The sequence below is a fragment of the Lentzea sp. CA-135723 genome (assembly GCF_050936595.1).
In the GTDB taxonomy this organism is placed as follows: Bacteria; Actinomycetota; Actinomycetes; order Mycobacteriales; family Pseudonocardiaceae; genus Lentzea.
Map to the genome: position 1 here is coordinate 1,743,177 of NZ_JBNJMK010000002.1, position 18,429 is coordinate 1,761,605.

Genomic DNA, 18,429 nt, shown 5'->3' on the forward strand with positions numbered 1-18,429 from the left:
GGGAGACCGCAGACCCCGTGAACGTGGGCCCGCTAGGCGCTTTCGGCGGCCGCGCCACGGCCCGCAGCCCGCCCGGAGAACAGGCAGCCGCCGAGGAACGTCCCTTCGAGCGCGCGGTAGCCGTGCACGCCGCCACCGCCGAACCCGGCCACCTCGCCCGCCGCGTACAGGCCGCGGATCGGCTGGCCGTTCGAGCCGAGCACCCGGCCGGTGAGGTCGGTCTGCAGGCCGCCCAGCGTCTTGCGGGTCAGGATGTTCATCCTGATCGCGATCAACGGGCCGGAGCCGGCGTCGAGCAGCTTGTGCAGCCCTGCCGTGCGGGCGAGGCTGTCCCCGCTGTACGCCAGGGAGTTCCGGATGCCCATGACCTGGACGTCCTTGGAGAACGGGTTGTCGACCTGCTGGTCGCGGATGGTGATCTGCCGGCGCAGGTCGTCGAGGTTGATCAGGTTCTGCCCGGTGAGCGCGTTCATCGCGGCGACGAGGTCCGGGAGGTTGTTCTTGATGACGAAGTCGACGCCCTTGTCCATGAACGCCTTCACCGGCGGCGGCGTGCTGTTCAGCAGGCGCATCGCGAGGTAGGCGATGAGGTTCTTGGCGGTGATCTCCGGGTTCTGCTCGGAACCGGAGAGCACGAACTCCTTGTCGATGATCTTCTTGTTGAGCACGAACCACGAGTAGTCGTACCCGGACTTGCCGATCAGCTCCAGCGTGCCGAGCGTGTCCAGCGACGGGATGCCAGGGTTGGGGAAGCGCTTGCCGCGGGCGTCGAGCCACAGCGACGACGGCGCCGCCAGCACGCGGATGCCGTGGCCTGGCCAGATCGGCGTGTGGTTGATCATGCCCTCGGTGTAGTGCCACATGCGGTCGCGGTTCACCAGGCGCCCGCCGGCCAGCTCGGTGATCGCCAGCATCCGCCCGTCGACGTGCGCGGGGACGCCGGTGACGAGGCGCTGCGGTGCCGGGCCGAGGCGCGCGGGCCAGTTGCGGCGCACCAGGTCGTGGTTCGCGCCGATGCCGCCAGAGGTGACGACGACCATCGGCGCGTACAGCTCGAAGTCGCCGACCTTGGTGCGGGAGCTGGGGGTGCCGCGGGCCGCGCTGCTGGCCTCGAGCAGGCTGCCGCGCACGCCGGTGACGGCGCCGTTGCTCGTGATCAGGCCGTCGACCTGGTGCCGGAACCTGAAGGTGACCTTGCCGTCGCGGACCGCGTCGCGCACCTTCTTCTCGAACGGTTCCATCACGCCGGGGCCGGTGCCGAGCGTCATGTGGAAGCGCGGCACCGAGTTGCCGGGCCCGTCGGCGAGCTGTCCGCCGCGTTCCGCCCAGCCCACGATCGGGACCCAGCGCACGCCGAGCCCGTAGAGCCAGTCGCGCTTCTCGCCGGCGGCGAAGTTCAGGTACGCCTCCGCCCACCTCGAGGCCCAGTAGTCCTCGCCGAGGGGATCGTTCACACCGCGGTCGAAGCCCGCCGTGTTGAACCAGTCGGCGCGCGCCAGCTCGAGGGAGTCCTTGATGCCGGCGGTGCGTTGTTCCTGCGAGTTCACGAAGAAGAGGCCGCCGAGCGACCAGAAGGCCTGTCCGCCCAGACTGGCCTCGGGTTCCTGGTCGAGCAGCAGGACCTTGCGGCCCGCGGCGGCCAGTTCGGAGGTCGCGACGAGACCGGCGAGACCGTGTCCGATGACGATCACGTCCGCGTCGACTCTCGGCGCCGCCCCGGCGACTGCCTGCCCCAGCGTCCCGCTCGCGGCGATGGCGCCGATCGCGCCGCTCGCGGCGAGGAGGTTGCGGCGGCTGATGTTCCGGTCCGACATCCCAGGGCCTTCCTCGTTGAAGGGTGGTGCCAACGCGAATTACTCTCGCGTAAAGCAACTAACCAGTAACCGGAGAGCGGGGGATAGGGTCCCGCCACCAAACGGCGACGGCTGTGTTGTGGCCGTCACACAACGTGGGGTTTGCGAGGCGCTGTGCCGGGTATGTCCGCGATGGTCCGCCAGGTGCTCGAAGCCGTCGCCGCCGACGACAAGGTGGTCGAACGGGTCGTCGACGCGGCGCGCGGCAACTCGCCGGAGGTCGCCCGGCTCCCCGCGGAGGAGAACCGCCGGCACATCGCGTTCCTGCTGACGGAGGGGATCGCTCACCTCGAACGCGGTGGCACGCCGGACGACGGCGACTTCTCGGCCGCCCTGGCGCTGGGAGCCGATCGCGCCGCTCAGGGCGTGTCGATGGCGGGGTTGCTGCGCGGGGTGCACGCCGGGCGCACCGAGTTGATCAGGGCGGCCGTCGAGCTCGCGCGGTCGCTGGGGGTCGACGACGGCACGATCCTGGACTTCATGATCAACCTGGACCACTACGTCGGTGCGGTGGAACGCCACATCATCAGCGGCTACCACACTGCCGAGCTGCAACTCTCCCGCACGGCCCGCGATCTGAACGCCCAGGTGCTGCGGCGGTTGCTGGTGTCCGGCGAGTTCCCGGACGCCTCCGAGCTCGCGCGGGCAGGGCTGCGTCCGGACGGGCGCTACCACTGCGTGGTGTCCGGGGTGACCGATCCCAGCCACGCGCGGACGCTGGAGCAACGGCTGCAGGTGTTCGGCGGCGTGTACGGGCTGGTCGAGGGACGGCTGGCGGGGCTCACGCACGTGCTGCCGTCGTGGTCGGACGACCTGCTCGTGGTGTCGCCGGCCACCGCGGTGAAGGCGTTGCGCGGGACGTATTCGTTGTGCACGCAGGCTTTGGCGGCGGCGGGGGTCTCACTGGGCGTCCAGCTCCTGACCGACCTCGCCGGTGAGACCGCTCTCGCGGCGTTCCCGGGACTGGCCGGGACGCTGGCCGACTCGTTGCTGGGCCAGCTGGACCCGAAGAGCACCTTCCACCACGAGATGGTGGTGACGGCGTTGTGCTACCTCGACAACGGCGGGCGGCTCAGCGCGACGGCCACGGCGTTGCACATCCACGCGAACACCGTGCGGTACCGGCTCGACCGGCTGGTGGAGCTGACCGGCGCCGACCTGGGCGAGAACCCAGATGGCGGACGTTCACACGTGCTGGCGACGCTGCACACCTGGTGGGCGCTGCGGTCGTGGCTCGACCGCAGCGCCAGGTGAAGCCCTCTAGAGGCGGTAGAAGTTCGCGTAGTGGTCCGGGGAGAAGTAAACCGTGCCGGCGGTGCGGTCGACGATGATCCGGTACGCGTCCCGGGAAGCGCCGCACGCGCGCGGGTAGACGTCGAACTCCAGGTAGCGGTGGCCGGCCGGGAGCTGGCCCTCGCGGTTCTGGTGCACGCCACCGGCGTAGTTGCACTGGCCGTTCGGCCAGCCGCTGACCCAGCCGCGCGTGCTCGGGTAGCCGCGCTGGCTCCACTTGGTGTTGACGTCGCGGGCGGCCGCGCAGCGCGACTGCGTGCAGGAGCTGTAGACGGCGGCGTCCGCGGCGGGCGCGACGACCGTGGCCAGACCGAGCACGGACGCGACGACGGCGAGCGCCGCGAGGAAACGACGTGGCTGCAGGGATTGCACTTCAGACCTCCATCGGCAGGGAACGAGGTACGTCTGCGATCCTTTCTGTTGATCACCACGAGCTGATGAACGGCAGGGAACCATCCGCGCAACTGTGGTCAGCTCACGCTCGCACACTCCGTGACGTCCCGCGCGCCTCGAAGCCGTGACGACTCTGAACGCCCGAGTTGATCAACGCCGAACAGCCGATTGCGGACGCTGCCTCCGCCGATAGATTTGTCCAATGGCAGCACGGAAGCACTTGGTGGTGCTGTTGACCTTGCTCGTGGCCGGGTGCACGGCCCCGCAGGACGGCAGGCCCTTCCCCGCACCGCGAGTCTCCTCCTCCGCGGAGAGCGAACCGTCCACAAAGGTCCGGACCGTTGTGGACGGCCGCACCGTCGAGCTCGCCGACGGCACCCGCGCCCGCATCGCGCGCCTGGCCGAACCTTCCGCCTGCGCGGCGGCCGCGGCCACCGACTTCGCCACGAAGACGTTGCTGGACAAGGAAGTACGGGTGCGGAGCATCACGCCGGGCGAGATCTCGCTGGCGCTCGCCGACGGCACCGACTACGCGCTGCTCGCCGTGCAGTACGGCTTCCTGCGGACCTCCGGTGTGGACGGCGGCCCGCTGGTCGAGGCGGAGACCAAGGCCTCCCAGGCGAAACTCGGCCTGTGGGCCCAGGGCGACTGTCCTTCCGCGGCCGCCCAGCCGCCGTCCTCGTCCGCCGTCCCGCCCCCTCCCTCGACGTGCGTCGTGGTCTACCGGATCACCAGCCACTGGGCCGGCGCCTTCCAGGCCGAGGTGACCGTCCGCAACGTCAGCGGCGCGCTGGTGGAGGGCTGGACGGTGAAGTGGCGCTACGACGGCGGCGAGACCGTGTCGCAGCTGTGGAACGGCACGGTGTCCCAGTCCGGCGCCGAGGTGAGCGTGACCAACGCGGCCTACAACGCGTTGATCGTCAAGGACGGCTCGGTGACGTTCGGCTTCAACGGCGCCGCGACCGGGCCGACCTCGCCGCCCGCCTCGTTCAGCGTGAACGGCGCCGCCTGCACCACCGGCTAGTGCTGCTGCCACCAGGTGGTGACGATCCTGGCGTACTCGCCGGCGTTCTCCTCCCAGACGAAGTGCCCGGCGTCGACGACGTCGAGCTTGCTGTCAGGCAGTTCGCCGTGCAGGAACTCGGCGTTGGAGACCGGGACGACGGCGTCGCGCTCGCCGTTGATCAGCTGGACGGGCGTGGTGATGGTGGGCAGGAGCTTGCCGAGTTCCTTCAGTTCAGCGGGGTAGGCGCGCACGTACGCCATCTGCTCGACGAACCGCTGGCCCTGGTACGCGGCGAGGTAGTCCTGCCGCACCTCGTCCGGCAGTTCGTAACCCTCGATGGCGTCCATGGCGACGTTCACCACGTCCTTCGGGCCCAGTGCGCGGTACGGCGCCAGGTCCTCGTCGTGGACCCAGTCGTGCAGCGGGGAGCCGAGATCGGTCGGTGACGTGGCGCCGCCGCTGCCGGTCACGATGCTGCGGAAGCGTTCCGGCGCCCGTGCGGCGGCGAACAGGGAGGCGCTCGTGCCGACGTCGGGGGCGACGACGTGCGGCCGGTCGAGCTCGAAGGCGTCGGCGATTTTCAGGAGGAAGTCGCCCATCCGGCTGGGGGACAGCAGGTCCTCGCGCAGTTCGGAGTGGCCGAAGCCGGGCAGGTCGACCGCGATCAGGCTCGCGTGCTCGGCGAGCCTCGCCCAGGTCGCGTCGTAAGCGTAGATGCTCTCGGGCCACGGACTGAGCAGGAGTGCGGCGGGCTTGGCGCCGCCGCTCACGGCGTAGCGGACGGACAGGCCGTCGATGGTGCGGAACCTCGGGTTGATGTCGCTCATGGGTTCAATATGACCGGTCGTCTTGGATTGCGTCAAGGGGGTTGAGACGATCGGTCATATTGGGTCGGTGCGGGGTGCGGGGTGCGGGGTGCGGGGTGCGGGGTGCGGGGTGCGGCGTGCGCGGAGTCGGCGCGACGCGTTCGCCGCGGCTCGCGATGGCCGCCGCCGGCGCTTCGTCGCCGGTGGAGAGGCGCTTGGTAGGTGTCTCCAGCAGCCGTTGCCGGCCGCAGGGCTGCGGTCTCAGTGCAGGAGGGTGCCGAAGACGACCGTGAAGAACGCGCCGAACGACGCCCCGTCCTTGGCCGCGCGTTCGCCGACGATGGCGCCCTCCCACGCGTTCAGCACGAACCTCGCCAGCGTGCTCGCGCCCTGGGCGGTCCTCAGCGACCCGTCCGCCTGGGCCTCGTGGATGACGGCCCCGATCGCGTCCGCCCAGTGGTCGAAGGCGGCTTTGACGCCCTCGCGGATGGCCGGGATGTGGTCCGCGGCCTCGGTGCTGAAGTTGCCGAAGACGCAGCCGCGTTCGTAGCCGACGTCCTCGATGTCGCTCGCGAGCGCCTCGAAGTGGTCGCGCAGCCTGGTGAGCGGCGGGGTGCCCGCCGTGCGGAGCAGGTTGAGGTGCCGGGTCTCGCCGTAGCGGTCCATGATCACGAGAGCGAGTGCTTCCTTGCTCTCGAAGTGGTTGTAGAACGAGCCCTTCGGCACGCCGGCGCTGTCGGTGATCAGCTTGACCCCGCACGCGTTGTAGCCGTGCCGGTGGAACTGCTCGAACGCGGCGTCGACGATCTGCTCTCGCACACTTGCCCTGGGCATACCGCCAATATGAGCGGTCGTCTCGGTCGCGTCAAGTGAACGCCGTCCTTTCCGTTGGATGGAAAGCGCCATCGACTCGGGCGGGGTCGCTTGCCTAGCGTTCGATCACGTGACAGCCAGCCAGCACGAGATCAGCGACGAGATCGCGAAGATCCAGGCCGACTCACCGGGAGGTGCGCCGCTGCTGGACTTCGCGCCGTACCGCAGCACGCTCCTGCGCCACCCCACCAAGGAGCCGCGGCACGCCGACCCCGAGGGCGCCGAGCTGCTCGCGCCGGTCTTCGGGCACTCCGACGTGGACGCGGTCGAGTCCGATCTGACGATCCAGCGCGGCGGCGAGCCGATCGGCGAGCGCATGCGCGTGCACGGCCGCGTCCTCGACGGCGACGGCCGTCCGGTGCGCCGCCAGCTCGTGGAGATCTGGCAGGCCAACGCCGCCGGCCGGTACTCGCACCAAGGCGACCAGCACCCGGCGCCGCTGGACCCGAACTTCACCGGCGTCGGCCGCTGCCTGACCGACGACGACGGCTGGTACTCGTTCACCACGATCAAGCCCGGCCCGTACCCGTGGCGCAACCACCACAACGCCTGGAGACCTGCGCACGTTCACTTCTCGTTGTTCGGCACCGATTTCACCCAACGGCTGATCACGCAGATGTACTTCCCCGGCGACCAGCTGCTGGCGCTGGACCCGATCGCCCAGTCGATCACCGACCCCGCCGCCCTGGCGCGGTTGATCGCCTCCTACGACCACGCGCAGTCGGAGCACGAGTGGTTGCTCGGCTACCGCTGGGACATCGTGCTGACCGGCAGCCACGCGACCTACCTGGAGCCGTCCGATGACTGACTCGACTCCCGGCCAAACCGTGGGCCCGTTCTTCCACCACGCCCTGGCGTTCCCCGGCGACTCCGAACTCGTGCCGTTCGGCTCGGCGGGATCCGTGGTGCTGCACGGCTACGTGCACGACGGTGACGGTGCCGTCGTGCCGGACGCGATGATCGAGATCCGCCAGGCCGACGCGGCCGGTGTCGTGCCGCGCGTCGGAGGCTCGTTACGGCGGCGGGGCGCCGGGTTCACCGGGTGGGGCCGGTCCTGCACGGACGGCGCCGGCCACTACTGGTTCAGCACGGTGGAACCCGGCCTGCCGTTCTTCGCGGTGACGGTGTTCGCCCGCGGCCTGCTCGACCGGTTGTTCACGCGCATCTACCTGCCGGGAGCCGAAGGCGCCGTCGACGGACTGGTCGCCGTGCGGGAACCGGACGGGCGGCTGCGGTTCGACATCCACCTGCAGGGACCGTCCGAGACCGTGTTCTTCAAGTTCCCGCGGACGTGACCGTGCTCCCCGGATCTCATCGCGCCGCCGGCCTCCTCGACGACGCCGCCCTCGTGCGGGCGATGCTCGCCGTCGAGGTCGCGTGGGCTGAGGTGCTCGGTTCGCAGCTCGACTTGGGCGACTGGGTGCCGTCGCTGGACCCGGTGGAGGTCGAGGCCGCGGGCAATCCCGTGCTGCCGCTGGTGAAGGCCTTGCGCGCGCGGGTTTCCGTGACCATCCACACCGGACTCACCAGCCAGGACGTCCTGGACACGGCCTTCATGCTGCTCGCACGTGGTGCGCTGGAACGGGTCTCGGCCGATCTCCGCCGGGTGGCCGCCGCGCTCGCCTGGCTGGCGATCGAGCACCGGTCCAGCGTGATGGCGGGCCGGACGCTGACCCAGTTCGCCGTGCCGATCACGTTCGGGCTGAAGGCCGCCCGCTGGCTGGCCGGTGTGCTGGACTCGCTCGACGAGCTGGACGCCGTGGCGCGTTCGTTGCCCGTGCAGTGCGGTGGTGCCGCCGGGACGTTGTCGCGGGTGGCCGAACCTGCTGCTGTGCCGGCGTTCGCCGCTTCGCTGGGCCTGGTCTGGCCGGGGATGCCCTGGCACACCTACCGCGCGCCGGTCACGCGGCTCGGCGACGCGGTGGTGCGGGTCTGCGACGCGCTCGGGGTGGTGGCGGCGGACCTGCTGACGCTGGGACGGCCGGAGATCGGTGAGGTGCGCGAGGGGGCCGTCGCGGGCCGCGGCGGGTCGTCGACCATGCCGCACAAGCGGAACCCCGTGCTGTCGGTGCTGGTGAACAGCGCGGCTCTGCGGGCTCCCGGGCTCGGGGCGCAGCTGCACCTCTGCGCGGCGCGGGCCGTGGACGAACGGCCGGACGGCGCGTGGCACGCGGAGTGGCCGGCGCTGCGGGCGTTGCTGGAGCTGGCGGTGGTGGCGTCGTCCCAGGCCGCCGAACTGGTGGAGGGGCTGGAGGTGCACGCGGACGTGATGGCGCGCCGGGCCTCCGAGGCCGCGGGGGAGCTGCTGGCGGAACGGGGCGGTGGCACGGATCCGGCGTCCTACCTCGGCCTGGCGGAGACGTTCGTGGACGGTGTGGTGCAGCGGTGGAAGGGGAGTCGGTGACGTGTCTTACGACGACGGCATGAAGGTTCGGCGCGAGGTGCTGGGGGACGCGCACGTCGACCGGGCCGCACCGGACGCTTTCACGCGCGACTTCCAGGAGTTCATCACGAAGTACGCGTGGGGCGAGGTGTGGACGCGGCCGGGGCTCGACCGGCGGACGCGGAGCGCGATCACGTTGACGGCGTTGATCGCGCGCGGCCACTGGGACGAGTTGAAGCTGCACGTCGCCGCCGCGGTGCGGAACGGGCTGAGTCAGGACGAGATCGCCGAGGTGATCTTGCAGAGTGCGATCTACTGCGGGGTTCCCGCGGCCAACCACGCGTTCTCGGTGGCGCGGCAGGTGTTGCGGGAGGAGCAGTCGTGACGCGCACGCGGGTCGGGATCGTCGGGGCGGGCCCTGCGGGGTTGATGTTGTCGCACCTGTTGTCGCTCAACGGGATCGACAGCGTTGTTGTCGACAACAGAACCCGGACGGAGATCGAGAACACCGTGCGGGCGGGCATCCTGGAGGCCGACAGCGCACGGCTGCTGGTGGACACCGGCGTGTCGGACCGGGTGCTGCGGGACGGGCATCCGCACGAGGGGATCGACCTGCGGTTCGGCGGCGAGAGCCACAGGATCGACTTCCGCGCGCTGGTGGGCGAGTCGGTGTGGCTGTACCCGCAGACCGACGTGTTCGTCGACCTCGCCGATGCGCGCGAACGCGACGGCGGCGACGTGCGGTTCGGCGTCAGCGACACGTCGGTCGACATCGCCGAGCCCGCGATCAGGTTCGTCGATGCCGACGGGGTGCGCCAGGAGGTGCGGTGCGACCTGCTCGTCGGGGCGGACGGGTCGCGGTCGATCTGCCGCGAGCAGGTGCCGGAGGCGTTGCGCACGCACAGCCGGCGTGAGTACCCGTTCGCCTGGTTCGGGATCATCACGCAGGCACCGCGCAGCGCCGACGAACTGGTGTACGCGCACTCGCCGCGCGGGTTCGCGCTGATCAGCCAGCGCACGGAGACGCACCAGCGCATGTACTTCCAGTGCGACCCGGGGACCGACGCCGCGCGGTGGTCCGACGACCGGATCTGGGAGGAGCTCCAGGCCAGGGTCGCCGGGCCGGACGGGTTCACCCTCAAGGAGGGCCCGATCACCGAGCGGACCGTGCTGCGCTTCCGGTCGTTCGTCGCGGAACCCATGCGGCACGGCAACCTGCTGCTCGCCGGGGACGCCGCGCACACCGTGCCGCCGACCGGGGCGAAGGGGCTGAACCTGGCGCTCGCCGATGTGCGCGTGCTCAGCGAGGTGATCGAACGCGCGTTGCTCAAGAACGACGGGGACGCGCTGGACGAGTACGGGCCGCGCGCGCTCGCCAGGGTGTGGAAGGCGCAGCACTTCTCGTACTGGATGACGACGATGCTGCACGCGTTGCCCGAGGCGTCGGACTTCGACGTGCGCCGGCAGCTCGGCGAGCTGGGGTCCGTGACCGGGTCCACCGCCGGCTCGAAGTTCCTCGCGGAGGGCTACACCGGCTGCCGGCCCGCTTGAGCGAGGCTGGAGCGCGGTCGGCCATGCTGGCCCGATGGACATCGCGGCGCTGCGCCTCGGCAACATCGGGCGGCTCCAGTCGGCGGAGGACGTCGTGCGCTCGCTCGGCGCGATGCAGGGCCAGGACTACGGCCAGTCGCTCTGGGCGATCGGCCTGCGCACCGACTCGGCCCGGATCGCCGACGTCGAGGAGGCCCTGCAGTCGGGGCGTGTCGTCCGCACCTGGCTGATGCGCGGCACGATCCACTACGTCCTGGCCGAGGACGTCCGGTGGATGCTGGGCCTCTTCGGCGCGCGCGATCTGGCCCGCCTCACCCCGAAGGCGTGGGCGTACCACCACATGACGCCCGAGCTGATGTCGTTGGCGCGCAAGACCTTCGTCGAGGCGCTGACCGGCGGCGGCTGCCTGACGAGGCGCGAGATGATCGACCTGATGGCGGGCGTCGGCATCCCGGACGACCGGCAGCAGAGCTACTTCACGTTCATCCACCTCGCCCAGGAGGGCCTCGTCGTGCCGGGCCCGCCGCGCGGCAAGGAGCAGACCTTCGTGCTGCTGGACGAGTGGGCGCCCGCTCAGCGCTCTCTCGACGGCGACGAGGCACTGGCCGTGCTGGCGGGGCGGTTCTTCGGCAGCCACGGCCCGGCGACCCTGGCGGACTTCGCCAACTGGTGCGGCATCGGCGTCCGCGAGGCGTCGCGCGGCCTGGACGCCGTGAAGTCGTCGCTGGTGTCCGAGGTGGTCGACGGCAAGGAGTACTGGCTGCCGCCGGACCTCACGCCGGGCTCCGGCGCGTTCATCGTGCCCGCCTACGACGAGCTGGTGATCGGCTACAAGGACCGCGCCGCGTTCTTCGGCCGCTACGACGAGATCCCGATCTCCACGTACAACGGCATGTTCTACGCGACGATCATCGAGGACGGCCAGATCGCCGGACTGTGGCGCCGGGTCATGAAGAAGACCTCGGTGGACGTGGAGCTGCGGCCGTTGCCCGGCTTCGACGTCGACCGCCTCGCCGCGCACGTGGAACGCTTCGGCGACTTCCTCGGCCTGCCGGTGCGCACGGTCGTGAAGGACGCACCGGAGTCGGGTTCGTCGAAGGTCAGCTGGCGCTCCCGGAAATGAGCTCGACCTCCCCGCCCTCGTAGCCGGGCGGCACGACCGCGAGCACGTCCGCCAAGGCCGCACCCCACAACGACCCGGGCTGGTCGTGGCCCACCGGTGTCACCCCGCCGCCTGCTCGCGTGACCGGGACCAGGCGGGTGTCCCGGGGGTGAGCGCCGGGGTTGTCGAGACGAGCGGTGATCTCCGGCCCGGGGGTGTGGCCGCCGAGCGCGTCGAGGAGTGGGTGCAGGAGGGTCAGCACGGCGGCGTAGGCGGCGAACGGGTTGCCGGGCAGCCCGACGACGCACCGGCCGTCGGGGAGCGCGGCGAGCAGCATCGGGTGACCGGGCCGGCAGGCGACGCCGCTGACCAGGATCTCCGCCTTCAGGTCCGCCAGAACGCCGCGCAGGTGGTCGGCCGGACCCTTCGAGGTGGCGCCGCAGGTGACCAGGACGTCGGCGTTGTCGCAGGTGAGGGCGTCTTTGAGTGCGGACGGGTCGTCGCGCAGGTAGGTGGTGCCGAGGAGATCGGCGCGGGTGAGGAGGCCGGGGAGCAGCGGGCCGATGGCGTCGCGGACCCGGCCCGGGGCGGGTGGGCCGGACCGGAGGAGTTCGTCGCCGGTGACGATCACGGCGACCCTCGGCCGTCGGTGGGCCAGCAGGGTGTCGTGGCCTGCGGCAGCGGCGAGGCCGAGGACGGCGGGTGTGATGAGAGAGCCAGAAGGGATGAGTTCGTCGCCCGCCGACCAGTCCTCGCCGCGGCGGCGGATGTGTTTGCCGAGCGGCTGTGGCGGTGCGGAGGAGAGATGTGAGGTGCCTGGTGGCGGCTCACAGGCATCTGTCGCACCGGAGGTGTGGTGCAGCGTCGTGCCGTCGGCAGAGCAGTGCTCCACCGGGACCACTGACTCCGTGCCCGCCGGAACCGGAGCCCCCGTCGCCACGCCGAACGCGTCGCCCGGCCGCAGCACCACCCGCGGCTCCGGCTCTCCCGCCGCCACCCGCCCCACCACCGTCCACGGCCCCGGCCCGCACACGGCGTACCCGTCCATCGCCGACGTGTCGCAGGTCGGCTGGCTCGCCAACGCCCGCACGGCCGACGCCAGGGCCAGGCCCAACGCGTCGGGCAGGGGGAGTTCGGCCGCGTCCAGCGGCTTGGCCGCGGCGCGGGCCGTCTGGCGGGCGAGCTTCCAGGGCATGTTCATCAGGGCTCCCGTGGTATAGCCTACCGGATACTGTATGCAATCCTCGGGACGGGGTGAAGGGCATGCCAGTCGCGACTTATGTCCGTGATCACGTCGGCAGGCTCTACCGGGTGGGGGAGACCGACGTCGAGGTGTCCGGGCGCTCTCGCCGCACCGTGTTGTGGGCCGCTTGGGCGGCCATGCTCGCGGCCGGTGTCGGGCAGTACGGCTTCGGGGCGCTGATCCCGCAGTTGCAGGACCGGTGGAGCGTGCCGGAGTTGTTCTGGGCGCTGGCCCTGTGGACGTTGTGCCAGGCGGGCACGGCGTTCCCGGTGGCGTGGCTCAGGGAGCAGAAGCGGCTCACGTCCAGCGGCGCCATGTGGATCGGCGCGGTGCTGTGCGGGGCCGGGCTCGTGACGCTCGCGCAGGGGCAGCTGATCGGGTACTCGATCCTGGGCGGCGTGGGGGCCGGGCTGGTCTACGCGACCTGCCTGAGCACCGTCGTCCGGTGGTATCCGGAGAAGGTCACGCGGAAGGTCGCGTTCGTGAGCGGCGCGTTCGCGTACGGGTCGGTGCCGTTCGTGCTGGCCGCCGGGGCCTTCTTCGGGCAGGAATTTCTTTGGCAGGCAGGCGTTGTCATCGCTCTCATCACGGCGACGGCGGGTGCGGTGATGAAGGATCCGCCCGAGCACTGGTGGCCGCCGGACGTCGCGCCGCGCGAGTGGGCGCTGGACCGGGCGCGGGTGCCGAACCGCAGTGCGCTCAAGGAGTTCCGCACGCACGAGGCCATGCGGTGCGGCACGTTCTGGTGGCTGTACGGCGGGGTGGCGTTCGCGGCGGCGGTGTCGTTGTACGACCTGGTGTACCTGCCGTTGTTCGTGGGGGACCGGGCGCTGGGCGTGGTCGCGCTGGCGACGCTCGCCGCGGCCACCGGCACCGGGCGGGTGCTGGTCGGGTGGATCTCCGAGCGGATCGGGCGGCGCAGGGCGCTGGTCTGGACGCTCGCGACGGGCGGGCTCGCGCAGTTCGTGTTGCTGTACTCGCAGAACGTCGCGGGGCTGATCATCGGCGCCACGCTCGCGGGCCTGGGCACCGGGTGCTGCTACTCGTTGCTGGTGGGGGTCAGCCGGGAGTACTTCGGCGAGACCAACGGCGCGCAGAACTTCGGCGTGCTCTACACGGCGAAGGCCGCGGGCGCGCTGATCGCGGCGGTCGTGCTGGCGTCGCAGGGGCCGATGTTCGCGTTCACCGCGGCCGGCGTGCTGGGGCTCGCGGGCGCGGTGCTGAGCAAACACCTGTCGCAGCCGGGAAGGCCGCGGCTGTGAGCCGGGTGCCGCGGCTCGCCAGGGGCTGGCACCAGACGCCCGCCGACGGGTGCTGCCTGATGGAGCTCACGTCGGTGCTCGCCGGCGAGGTGTGGTCGGACCGGCCCGCCTGCGTGCACCCGGTGCTGGCGTGCGTGGCCCGGTGCGTGAACGACCAGTCCACTGAGGAGGGACGGCGGAAGCTCCTTCCCTTCGCCACCAGGGTGATCGGCACGCGCAGAGCATCAGCGGACCTGCTGGTCGCGCACTGCACGAGGAGAGCCGGGATCGCCGTCCCGAGGTGGTGGCCGCGCAACTGGGTGGTGGCCAAGGCGGTCAGGGCGTTGTCCGGGGACGAGGTGTTGCGGCGCTTGCTCGACGAGTGCGTCGCGATCTGCAGGGAGGTGAGCCGTGGGACGGGTGACGAGCAGGCGGCGTGTGGTGCGGCTGGTGGACGACGCGGCCACCGCGCGACCGGACACGCTGGCGGTCGAGGAACCGCTGGAGATCCGCGTGCGGGGAAGGTCCCTCGCCGTGACCATGCGCACGCCGGGTGACGACTTCGACCTGGCGGCGGGCTTCCTGGTCAGCGAGGGCGTGGTGCGGGCGCCGTCCGACATCGCGGCGATCCGCTACTGCGCGGGCGCCACGGCCGATGGGAGCAACACCTACAACGTCCTCGACGTCGGCCTCGGCGAGGGCGTCGCGCCACCGGACCCGAGCATCGAACGCAACTTCTACACCACCTCGTCGTGCGGCCTGTGCGGCAAGGCGAGCCTCGACGCGGTGCGCACCGTCGCGACCTGGCAGGTGGCGAACGACCCCATCCGCCTCGACCCGAAGCTGATCACCGAGTTCCCGGCGAAACTCCGCGCCGCGCAACGGGTCTTCGACCGCACCGGCGGCCTGCACGCGGCAGGCCTGTTCGACGAGCACGGCAACCTGCTGTGCCTCCGAGAAGACGTCGGCCGGCACAACGCCGTCGACAAGGTCGTCGGCTGGGCCACCCGCAACGGCCGCCTGCCGCTGACGAGCACCGTGCTGATGGTCAGCGGCAGGGCGTCGTTCGAGCTCGTGCAGAAGGCCGTCATGGCCGGAATCCCCGTGCTCACCGCGGTGTCCGCGCCGTCGTCGCTCGCCGCCGACCTCGCCGAGGAGATGGGTGTGACGCTGGTCGGCTTCCTGCGCGGCTCCTCGATGAACGTCTACACCGGCGGCCACCGGCTGGGGGTCGCGGCCGGCGCCCGCTAGTGGATGACCAGGCCGCCGACCGGGACCGCAGCGACATGCCCGGTCGGCGGCCTCCCCGCCGCCAGCGCGAGACCGACGTCGACCAGGGCCGCCCGGCGCAACGACGGCACGTCCGCGAGCGGTGTCCACACAGGATCGGTGGTCGACCCGTTCGGCTCCGGCCGCGGCTCCCCGGTGACGCGCACCTGGTAGAAGACGCCGATGTTCTGGTGCACGCCCTTCTCCGGCAGGTGCCGCTCCGCCGCGGGGATGACCCGCGAGTCCACGCCGAGCAGCCGTTCGACGACGCCGGTGCAGCCCGTCTCCTCCAGCACCTCGCGCACGACCGCGTCGAACGGGTCCTCGGCGTGCTCCACGGCGCCACCGGGCAGCGACCAGTGGCCGTCGTCGAACGCCGAGGTGCACCGGACGAGCAGCACGCGGTCGTTCTGGATGCTCACCGCGTAGGCGGCCAGCCGGAAGGTCGTCATGCGCGCACGTTAGCCCGGAAGGGGTCCTCCGCGAGGATGATGCCGCGCGGCGGACGCGATCTTGGTGTCCGCGATCTACCGTTCTGCCCATGTTGACCGTCAGGGGGATCAGCCGGAGCTTCGGCGATCACAAAGTGCTGGACGAGGTGAGCTTCGACGTCCGGCCCGGCCGGATGACGGGCTTCCTGGGAGCCAACGGGTCGGGCAAGACGACCACGATGCGCATCGTGCTGGGGGTGCTCGCCGCGCACGGGGGCGCGGTGAGCTGGAACGGCCAGGAGCTCGACGCGCAGAGCAGGCCCGACTTCGGCTACATGCCGGAGGAACGCGGCCTCTATCCGAAGATGAAGGTGCGCGAGCAGATCACGTGGCTCGCGCGGTTGCACGGCGTGGACCGCGAGACCGCGCAGCGCAACACCGACGCGCTCCTGGAGGACCTGGAGCTGACCGGCCGGGCGAACGACCGGCTGGAGGAGCTGTCGCTCGGCAACCAGCAGCGCGTGCAGATCGCGGCGGCGCTGGTGCACGACCCCGCCGTGCTGATCCTTGACGAGCCGTTCTCCGGCCTCGACCCGATCGCCGTCGAGACCGTGCTGGACGTGCTGCGCAAGCGCGCCGCCGCCGGCGTCCCGGTGCTGTTCTCGAGCCACCAGCTGGCGATCGTGGAACGGCTCTGCGACGACGTCGTGATCATCTCAAAGGGACGGATCGTCGCCAACGGGTCGCGGGAGGACCTGCGCGCCCGGCACGCGGGCAGCCGCTACGAGATCGTCGTCGAGCAGGACGCGGGCTGGGTGCGGGACGTGCCCGGCGTGCGGATCATCGAGCTCGACGGGCCGCGCGCGGTCTTCGACGGGGAACCCCAGCAGGTCCTGCGGGCCGCACTCGACCGGGGCGAGGTGCGCGCGTTCACACCGGTCGTGCCGACGCTCGACGAGATCTTCAAGGAAGTGATCTGACATGGCACGCGCCTCCTTCGGTCAGGCGACGTGGCTCGTCGCCGAACGCGAGATGAAGACCCTGGTCACCACCAAGGGGTTCTGGATCGGCTTCGCCTTCACCATCGTCGCGTTGTTCGCGCTCACCGTGCTGCCGACCGTCTTCGGCGGGGACGACCCCAAGGTCGCGGCGGTCGGCTCGGCCGCGCAGGCGGTGCAGGGCAAGGCGCTCGACGTCAGGGAGGTCTCCACCGTCGAGGAGGCGGCCGGCCTGGTCAGGTCCGACGACGTCGAGGCCGCGATCGTGCCGGACGGCGCCGGCATCAAGGTCCTCGCGCTCAACGACCCGCCCAACGACGTGATCCGCCAGCTCGTCGAGTCGCCCCCGGTGGAGCTGCTCGACCCGTCCGCGGTGACCTCGGCCCAGCGGTCGGTCACGGTGATCGTGTTCGGGCTGGTGTTCCTCATGTTCGGCATGGGCGGCGCGGCGATCGCGCAGAGCACCGTGACCGAGAAGCAGACGCGGATCGTGGAGATCCTCGTGTCGACGGTGCCGGTCAGGGCGCTGCTCGCCGGCAAGATCCTCGGGCACACGATCCTGACGCTCGGCCAGGTCGTGGTGCTGGCCCTGGTGGCGCCGATCGCGTTGCGGGTGGCCGATCTCGGCACTCTGCTGGGGGTGGTGGCGCCCGCGCTGGGCTGGTTCGTGCCGTTCCTCATGTTCGGGTTCGTGCTGATCTCGTCGATGTGGGCGGTCGCGGGCGCGCTGGTCAGCCGTCAGGAGGACCTCGGCTCGACCATGGGCCTCGTGATGATCGCGGTGATGGGCCCGTACTTCGGCGTGCAGTTCTTCTACGAGAACCCGACCGTGCTCAAGGTGATGTCGTTCGTGCCGTTCACGGCCGGTGTCGCGATGCCCGTGCGGCTGTTCTCCCAGCAGGCGCAGGCCTGGGAGGCGCTGCTGTCGCTCGTCGTCCTCGCCGGCACCGTCGTGGTGATGCTGCTGGTCGCGTCCCGCCTCTACACCGGCTCGCTGCTGCAGACCGGCGCGCGGGTGAAGCTGTCGAAGGCGTGGGCACCGGCAGAATAGGCGCATGATCGCTGACCCGATTCGCCTCGCCGTCGTCGGCCTGGGAGCCATGGGCACCCGGATGCTGACGGCGGCGCAGGCACATCCCGAGTACACCGTGGTCGCGGGCGTCGACGTCGCACCCAAGGCGCTCGACGTCCCCGTCGTCACGAACCTCGACGACGTCCTGTCCGAAGTGGACGCCGTGTACGTCTCGACGCCGCCCGCCTCGCACGCCGGGCTGGTGCTGAAGGCGTTCGCCGCGGGCAAGGCGGTGTTCTGCGAGAAGCCCCTGGCGGTCGACCTGGACGAGGCCCGCGCGATGGCGGCCGCGGCCGAGGGACGGCCGAACGCGGTGAACTTCGCGCTGTCGGACATGGTCGCGACGGTCGAGATCGAACGCCGGTTGCCCGACCTGGGCACGCTGCGGGGTGTCGAGATCCGGCTGCAGTTCCCGGTGTGGCCGCGCGCGTTCCAGGCCGAGGCCACCTGGCTGTCCCGGTCCGAGCAGGGCGGGTTCGTGCGCGAGGTGCTGTCGCACTTCGTCTACCTCACGGATCGGATGCTCGGGCCGCTCACCGTCGAGTCGGTGTCGTCGGACTTCCCCGGTCCCGGTGCGGCCGAGGTCGCCGCGCGGGGTGTGCTGCGGGGGAGCGGCGTGCCGGTGCACGTGTCGGCGTTCTCCGGGCTGGCCGGGCCCGAGATCTACGAGTGGACCGCGTGGGGCACCGAACGGTCGCTGCGCCTCGGCCAGTGGGCGTTGCTGTCCACTTCGGACGGCGGCCCGTGGGAGCCGGTGCCGCTGGAGCAGACCGGTTCCGACTACGCGCGGCTCACGCTCTTCGCCCAGGCGATGAGGGGCGAGCACCCGCGTGACCTGGCGGACTTCGCGAGCGGCCTGCGGGTCGCCGAGGTGATCGAGGCGTTCCTGCGGTAATTCGCTTGCGCGCGTTCGGC

Annotated in this window: 19 protein-coding genes; 13 read left to right on the forward strand and 6 right to left on the reverse strand. The window is 71.1% G+C overall.

The window, feature by feature from the left end; genetic code table 11:
- Positions 1–32: 32 nt before the first annotated feature.
- Positions 33–1,814 carry an FAD-binding dehydrogenase gene (locus tag ACQEU1_RS44080; protein ID WP_433216535.1) on the reverse strand — a complete coding sequence of 594 codons (1,782 nt, stop codon included), beginning with the start codon at positions 1,812–1,814 and terminating at the stop codon, positions 33–35.
- Positions 1,815–1,976: 162 nt separating this feature from the next.
- On the opposite strand from ACQEU1_RS44080, the gene ACQEU1_RS44085 reads away from it, so the two are divergent.
- Complete coding sequence (locus ACQEU1_RS44085) at positions 1,977–3,107, forward strand: PucR family transcriptional regulator (protein ID WP_433216538.1); 1,131 nt, start codon at positions 1,977–1,979, stop codon at positions 3,105–3,107.
- A 6-nt stretch (positions 3,108–3,113) separates the two neighbouring features.
- Here ACQEU1_RS44085 and ACQEU1_RS44090 read toward each other — a convergent pair whose 3' ends face one another.
- Complete coding sequence (locus ACQEU1_RS44090; protein ID WP_433216541.1) at positions 3,114–3,518, reverse strand: ribonuclease domain-containing protein; 405 nt, start codon at positions 3,516–3,518, stop codon at positions 3,114–3,116.
- 223 nt (positions 3,519–3,741) lie between these two features.
- Here ACQEU1_RS44090 and ACQEU1_RS44095 point away from each other — a divergent pair, with 223 nt between their 5' ends.
- Positions 3,742–4,563 (forward strand): cellulose-binding domain-containing protein, encoded by an 822-nt coding sequence (locus tag ACQEU1_RS44095; protein ID WP_433216544.1) that lies wholly within the window; start codon positions 3,742–3,744, stop codon positions 4,561–4,563.
- On the opposite strand, the gene ACQEU1_RS44100 is transcribed toward ACQEU1_RS44095, so the two are convergent.
- Together ACQEU1_RS44100 and ACQEU1_RS44105 are read right to left on the reverse strand one after the other, a co-directional pair.
- Positions 4,560–5,372 (reverse strand): alpha/beta fold hydrolase, encoded by an 813-nt coding sequence (locus ACQEU1_RS44100; RefSeq protein WP_433216547.1) that lies wholly within the window; start codon positions 5,370–5,372, stop codon positions 4,560–4,562. The genes ACQEU1_RS44095 and ACQEU1_RS44100 overlap by 4 nt on opposite strands.
- A gap of 240 nt (positions 5,373–5,612) precedes the next feature.
- A complete protein-coding gene (locus ACQEU1_RS44105) occupies positions 5,613–6,185 on the reverse strand; it encodes a TetR/AcrR family transcriptional regulator (protein ID WP_433216550.1) in 573 nt (190 codons plus the stop codon).
- Positions 6,186–6,294: 109 nt separating this feature from the next.
- Between ACQEU1_RS44105 and pcaH the strand changes: the two genes are divergently transcribed.
- From pcaH to ACQEU1_RS44135, 6 genes are read left to right on the forward strand one after another with little or no spacing between them, the layout of a single operon-like run.
- Positions 6,295–7,032 carry a protocatechuate 3,4-dioxygenase subunit beta gene (pcaH, locus tag ACQEU1_RS44110; protein WP_433216553.1) on the forward strand — a complete coding sequence of 246 codons (738 nt, stop codon included), beginning with the start codon at positions 6,295–6,297 and terminating at the stop codon, positions 7,030–7,032.
- Positions 7,025–7,519: a protocatechuate 3,4-dioxygenase subunit alpha gene (locus tag ACQEU1_RS44115; protein WP_433216556.1), complete on the forward strand. Its 495-nt coding sequence runs from the start codon at positions 7,025–7,027 to the stop codon at positions 7,517–7,519. The genes pcaH and ACQEU1_RS44115 overlap by 8 nt, the downstream gene beginning before the upstream one ends.
- The gene (locus ACQEU1_RS44120; RefSeq protein WP_433216559.1) at positions 7,516–8,628 is read left to right on the forward strand and encodes a lyase family protein; all 1,113 of its coding nucleotides are present in this window, start codon (positions 7,516–7,518) and stop codon (positions 8,626–8,628) included. Before ACQEU1_RS44115 ends, ACQEU1_RS44120 begins: the two co-directional genes overlap by 4 nt.
- Before the next feature lies 1 nt (position 8,629).
- Positions 8,630–8,992, forward strand: a complete 363-nt coding sequence (gene pcaC, locus ACQEU1_RS44125) for a 4-carboxymuconolactone decarboxylase (RefSeq protein WP_433216562.1) — start codon at positions 8,630–8,632, stop codon at positions 8,990–8,992.
- Positions 8,989–10,158 (forward strand): 4-hydroxybenzoate 3-monooxygenase, encoded by a 1,170-nt coding sequence (locus ACQEU1_RS44130; protein WP_433216565.1) that lies wholly within the window; start codon positions 8,989–8,991, stop codon positions 10,156–10,158. Before pcaC ends, ACQEU1_RS44130 begins: the two co-directional genes overlap by 4 nt.
- 34 nt (positions 10,159–10,192) lie before the next feature.
- The gene (locus tag ACQEU1_RS44135) at positions 10,193–11,281 is read left to right on the forward strand and encodes a winged helix DNA-binding domain-containing protein (protein WP_433216568.1); all 1,089 of its coding nucleotides are present in this window, start codon (positions 10,193–10,195) and stop codon (positions 11,279–11,281) included.
- On the opposite strand, the gene ACQEU1_RS44140 is transcribed toward ACQEU1_RS44135, so the two are convergent.
- Positions 11,259–12,461 carry a molybdopterin molybdotransferase MoeA gene (locus tag ACQEU1_RS44140; protein ID WP_433216571.1) on the reverse strand — a complete coding sequence of 401 codons (1,203 nt, stop codon included), beginning with the start codon at positions 12,459–12,461 and terminating at the stop codon, positions 11,259–11,261. The two genes, ACQEU1_RS44135 and ACQEU1_RS44140, sit on opposite strands and share 23 nt — an antisense overlap.
- 62 nt (positions 12,462–12,523) lie before the next feature.
- On the opposite strand from ACQEU1_RS44140, the gene ACQEU1_RS44145 reads away from it, so the two are divergent.
- Together ACQEU1_RS44145 and fdhD are read left to right on the forward strand one after the other, a co-directional pair.
- Positions 12,524–13,765 (forward strand): MFS transporter, encoded by a 1,242-nt coding sequence (locus ACQEU1_RS44145; protein WP_433216574.1) that lies wholly within the window; start codon positions 12,524–12,526, stop codon positions 13,763–13,765.
- 390 nt (positions 13,766–14,155) lie between these two features.
- Positions 14,156–14,995, forward strand: a complete 840-nt coding sequence (fdhD, locus tag ACQEU1_RS44150; protein WP_433216577.1) for a formate dehydrogenase accessory sulfurtransferase FdhD — start codon at positions 14,156–14,158, stop codon at positions 14,993–14,995.
- Here the strand turns inward: fdhD and ACQEU1_RS44155 are convergent.
- Complete coding sequence (locus ACQEU1_RS44155) at positions 14,992–15,465, reverse strand: NUDIX hydrolase (RefSeq protein WP_433216580.1); 474 nt, start codon at positions 15,463–15,465, stop codon at positions 14,992–14,994. The genes fdhD and ACQEU1_RS44155 overlap by 4 nt on opposite strands.
- 89 nt (positions 15,466–15,554) lie before the next feature.
- Here ACQEU1_RS44155 and ACQEU1_RS44160 point away from each other — a divergent pair, with 89 nt between their 5' ends.
- The 3 genes from ACQEU1_RS44160 to ACQEU1_RS44170 are packed head-to-tail and all read left to right on the forward strand — an operon-like array spanning position 15,555 to position 18,409.
- Complete coding sequence (locus tag ACQEU1_RS44160; RefSeq protein WP_433216583.1) at positions 15,555–16,424, forward strand: ABC transporter ATP-binding protein; 870 nt, start codon at positions 15,555–15,557, stop codon at positions 16,422–16,424.
- 1 nt (position 16,425) lies between these two features.
- Positions 16,426–17,493 (forward strand): ABC transporter permease, encoded by a 1,068-nt coding sequence (locus ACQEU1_RS44165; RefSeq protein ID WP_433216586.1) that lies wholly within the window; start codon positions 16,426–16,428, stop codon positions 17,491–17,493.
- Positions 17,494–17,497: 4 nt separating this feature from the next.
- Complete coding sequence (locus ACQEU1_RS44170) at positions 17,498–18,409, forward strand: Gfo/Idh/MocA family protein (RefSeq protein WP_433216589.1); 912 nt, start codon at positions 17,498–17,500, stop codon at positions 18,407–18,409.
- Positions 18,410–18,429: the final 20 nt, after the last annotated feature.

Excerpts from the sequence above, each read along its gene's own strand:
- ACQEU1_RS44080 (WP_433216535.1), bottom strand. The coding sequence starts at position 1,814 with ATGTCGGACCGGAACATCAGCCGCCGCAACCTCCTCGCCGCGAGCGGC.
- ACQEU1_RS44085 (WP_433216538.1), top strand. The coding sequence starts at position 1,977 with ATGTCCGCGATGGTCCGCCAGGTGCTCGAAGCCGTCGCCGCCGACGAC.
- ACQEU1_RS44095 (WP_433216544.1), top strand. The coding sequence starts at position 3,742 with ATGGCAGCACGGAAGCACTTGGTGGTGCTGTTGACCTTGCTCGTGGCC.
- ACQEU1_RS44100 (WP_433216547.1), bottom strand. The coding sequence starts at position 5,372 with ATGAGCGACATCAACCCGAGGTTCCGCACCATCGACGGCCTGTCCGTC.
- ACQEU1_RS44105 (WP_433216550.1), bottom strand. The coding sequence starts at position 6,185 with ATGCCCAGGGCAAGTGTGCGAGAGCAGATCGTCGACGCCGCGTTCGAG.
- ACQEU1_RS44115 (WP_433216556.1), top strand. The coding sequence starts at position 7,025 with ATGACTGACTCGACTCCCGGCCAAACCGTGGGCCCGTTCTTCCACCAC.
- ACQEU1_RS44135 (WP_433216568.1), top strand. The coding sequence starts at position 10,193 with ATGGACATCGCGGCGCTGCGCCTCGGCAACATCGGGCGGCTCCAGTCG.
- ACQEU1_RS44140 (WP_433216571.1), bottom strand. The coding sequence starts at position 12,461 with ATGAACATGCCCTGGAAGCTCGCCCGCCAGACGGCCCGCGCCGCGGCC.
- ACQEU1_RS44145 (WP_433216574.1), top strand. The coding sequence starts at position 12,524 with ATGCCAGTCGCGACTTATGTCCGTGATCACGTCGGCAGGCTCTACCGG.
- ACQEU1_RS44155 (WP_433216580.1), bottom strand. The coding sequence starts at position 15,465 with ATGACGACCTTCCGGCTGGCCGCCTACGCGGTGAGCATCCAGAACGAC.
- ACQEU1_RS44160 (WP_433216583.1), top strand. The coding sequence starts at position 15,555 with ATGTTGACCGTCAGGGGGATCAGCCGGAGCTTCGGCGATCACAAAGTG.
- ACQEU1_RS44165 (WP_433216586.1), top strand. The coding sequence starts at position 16,426 with ATGGCACGCGCCTCCTTCGGTCAGGCGACGTGGCTCGTCGCCGAACGC.
- ACQEU1_RS44170 (WP_433216589.1), top strand. The coding sequence starts at position 17,498 with ATGATCGCTGACCCGATTCGCCTCGCCGTCGTCGGCCTGGGAGCCATG.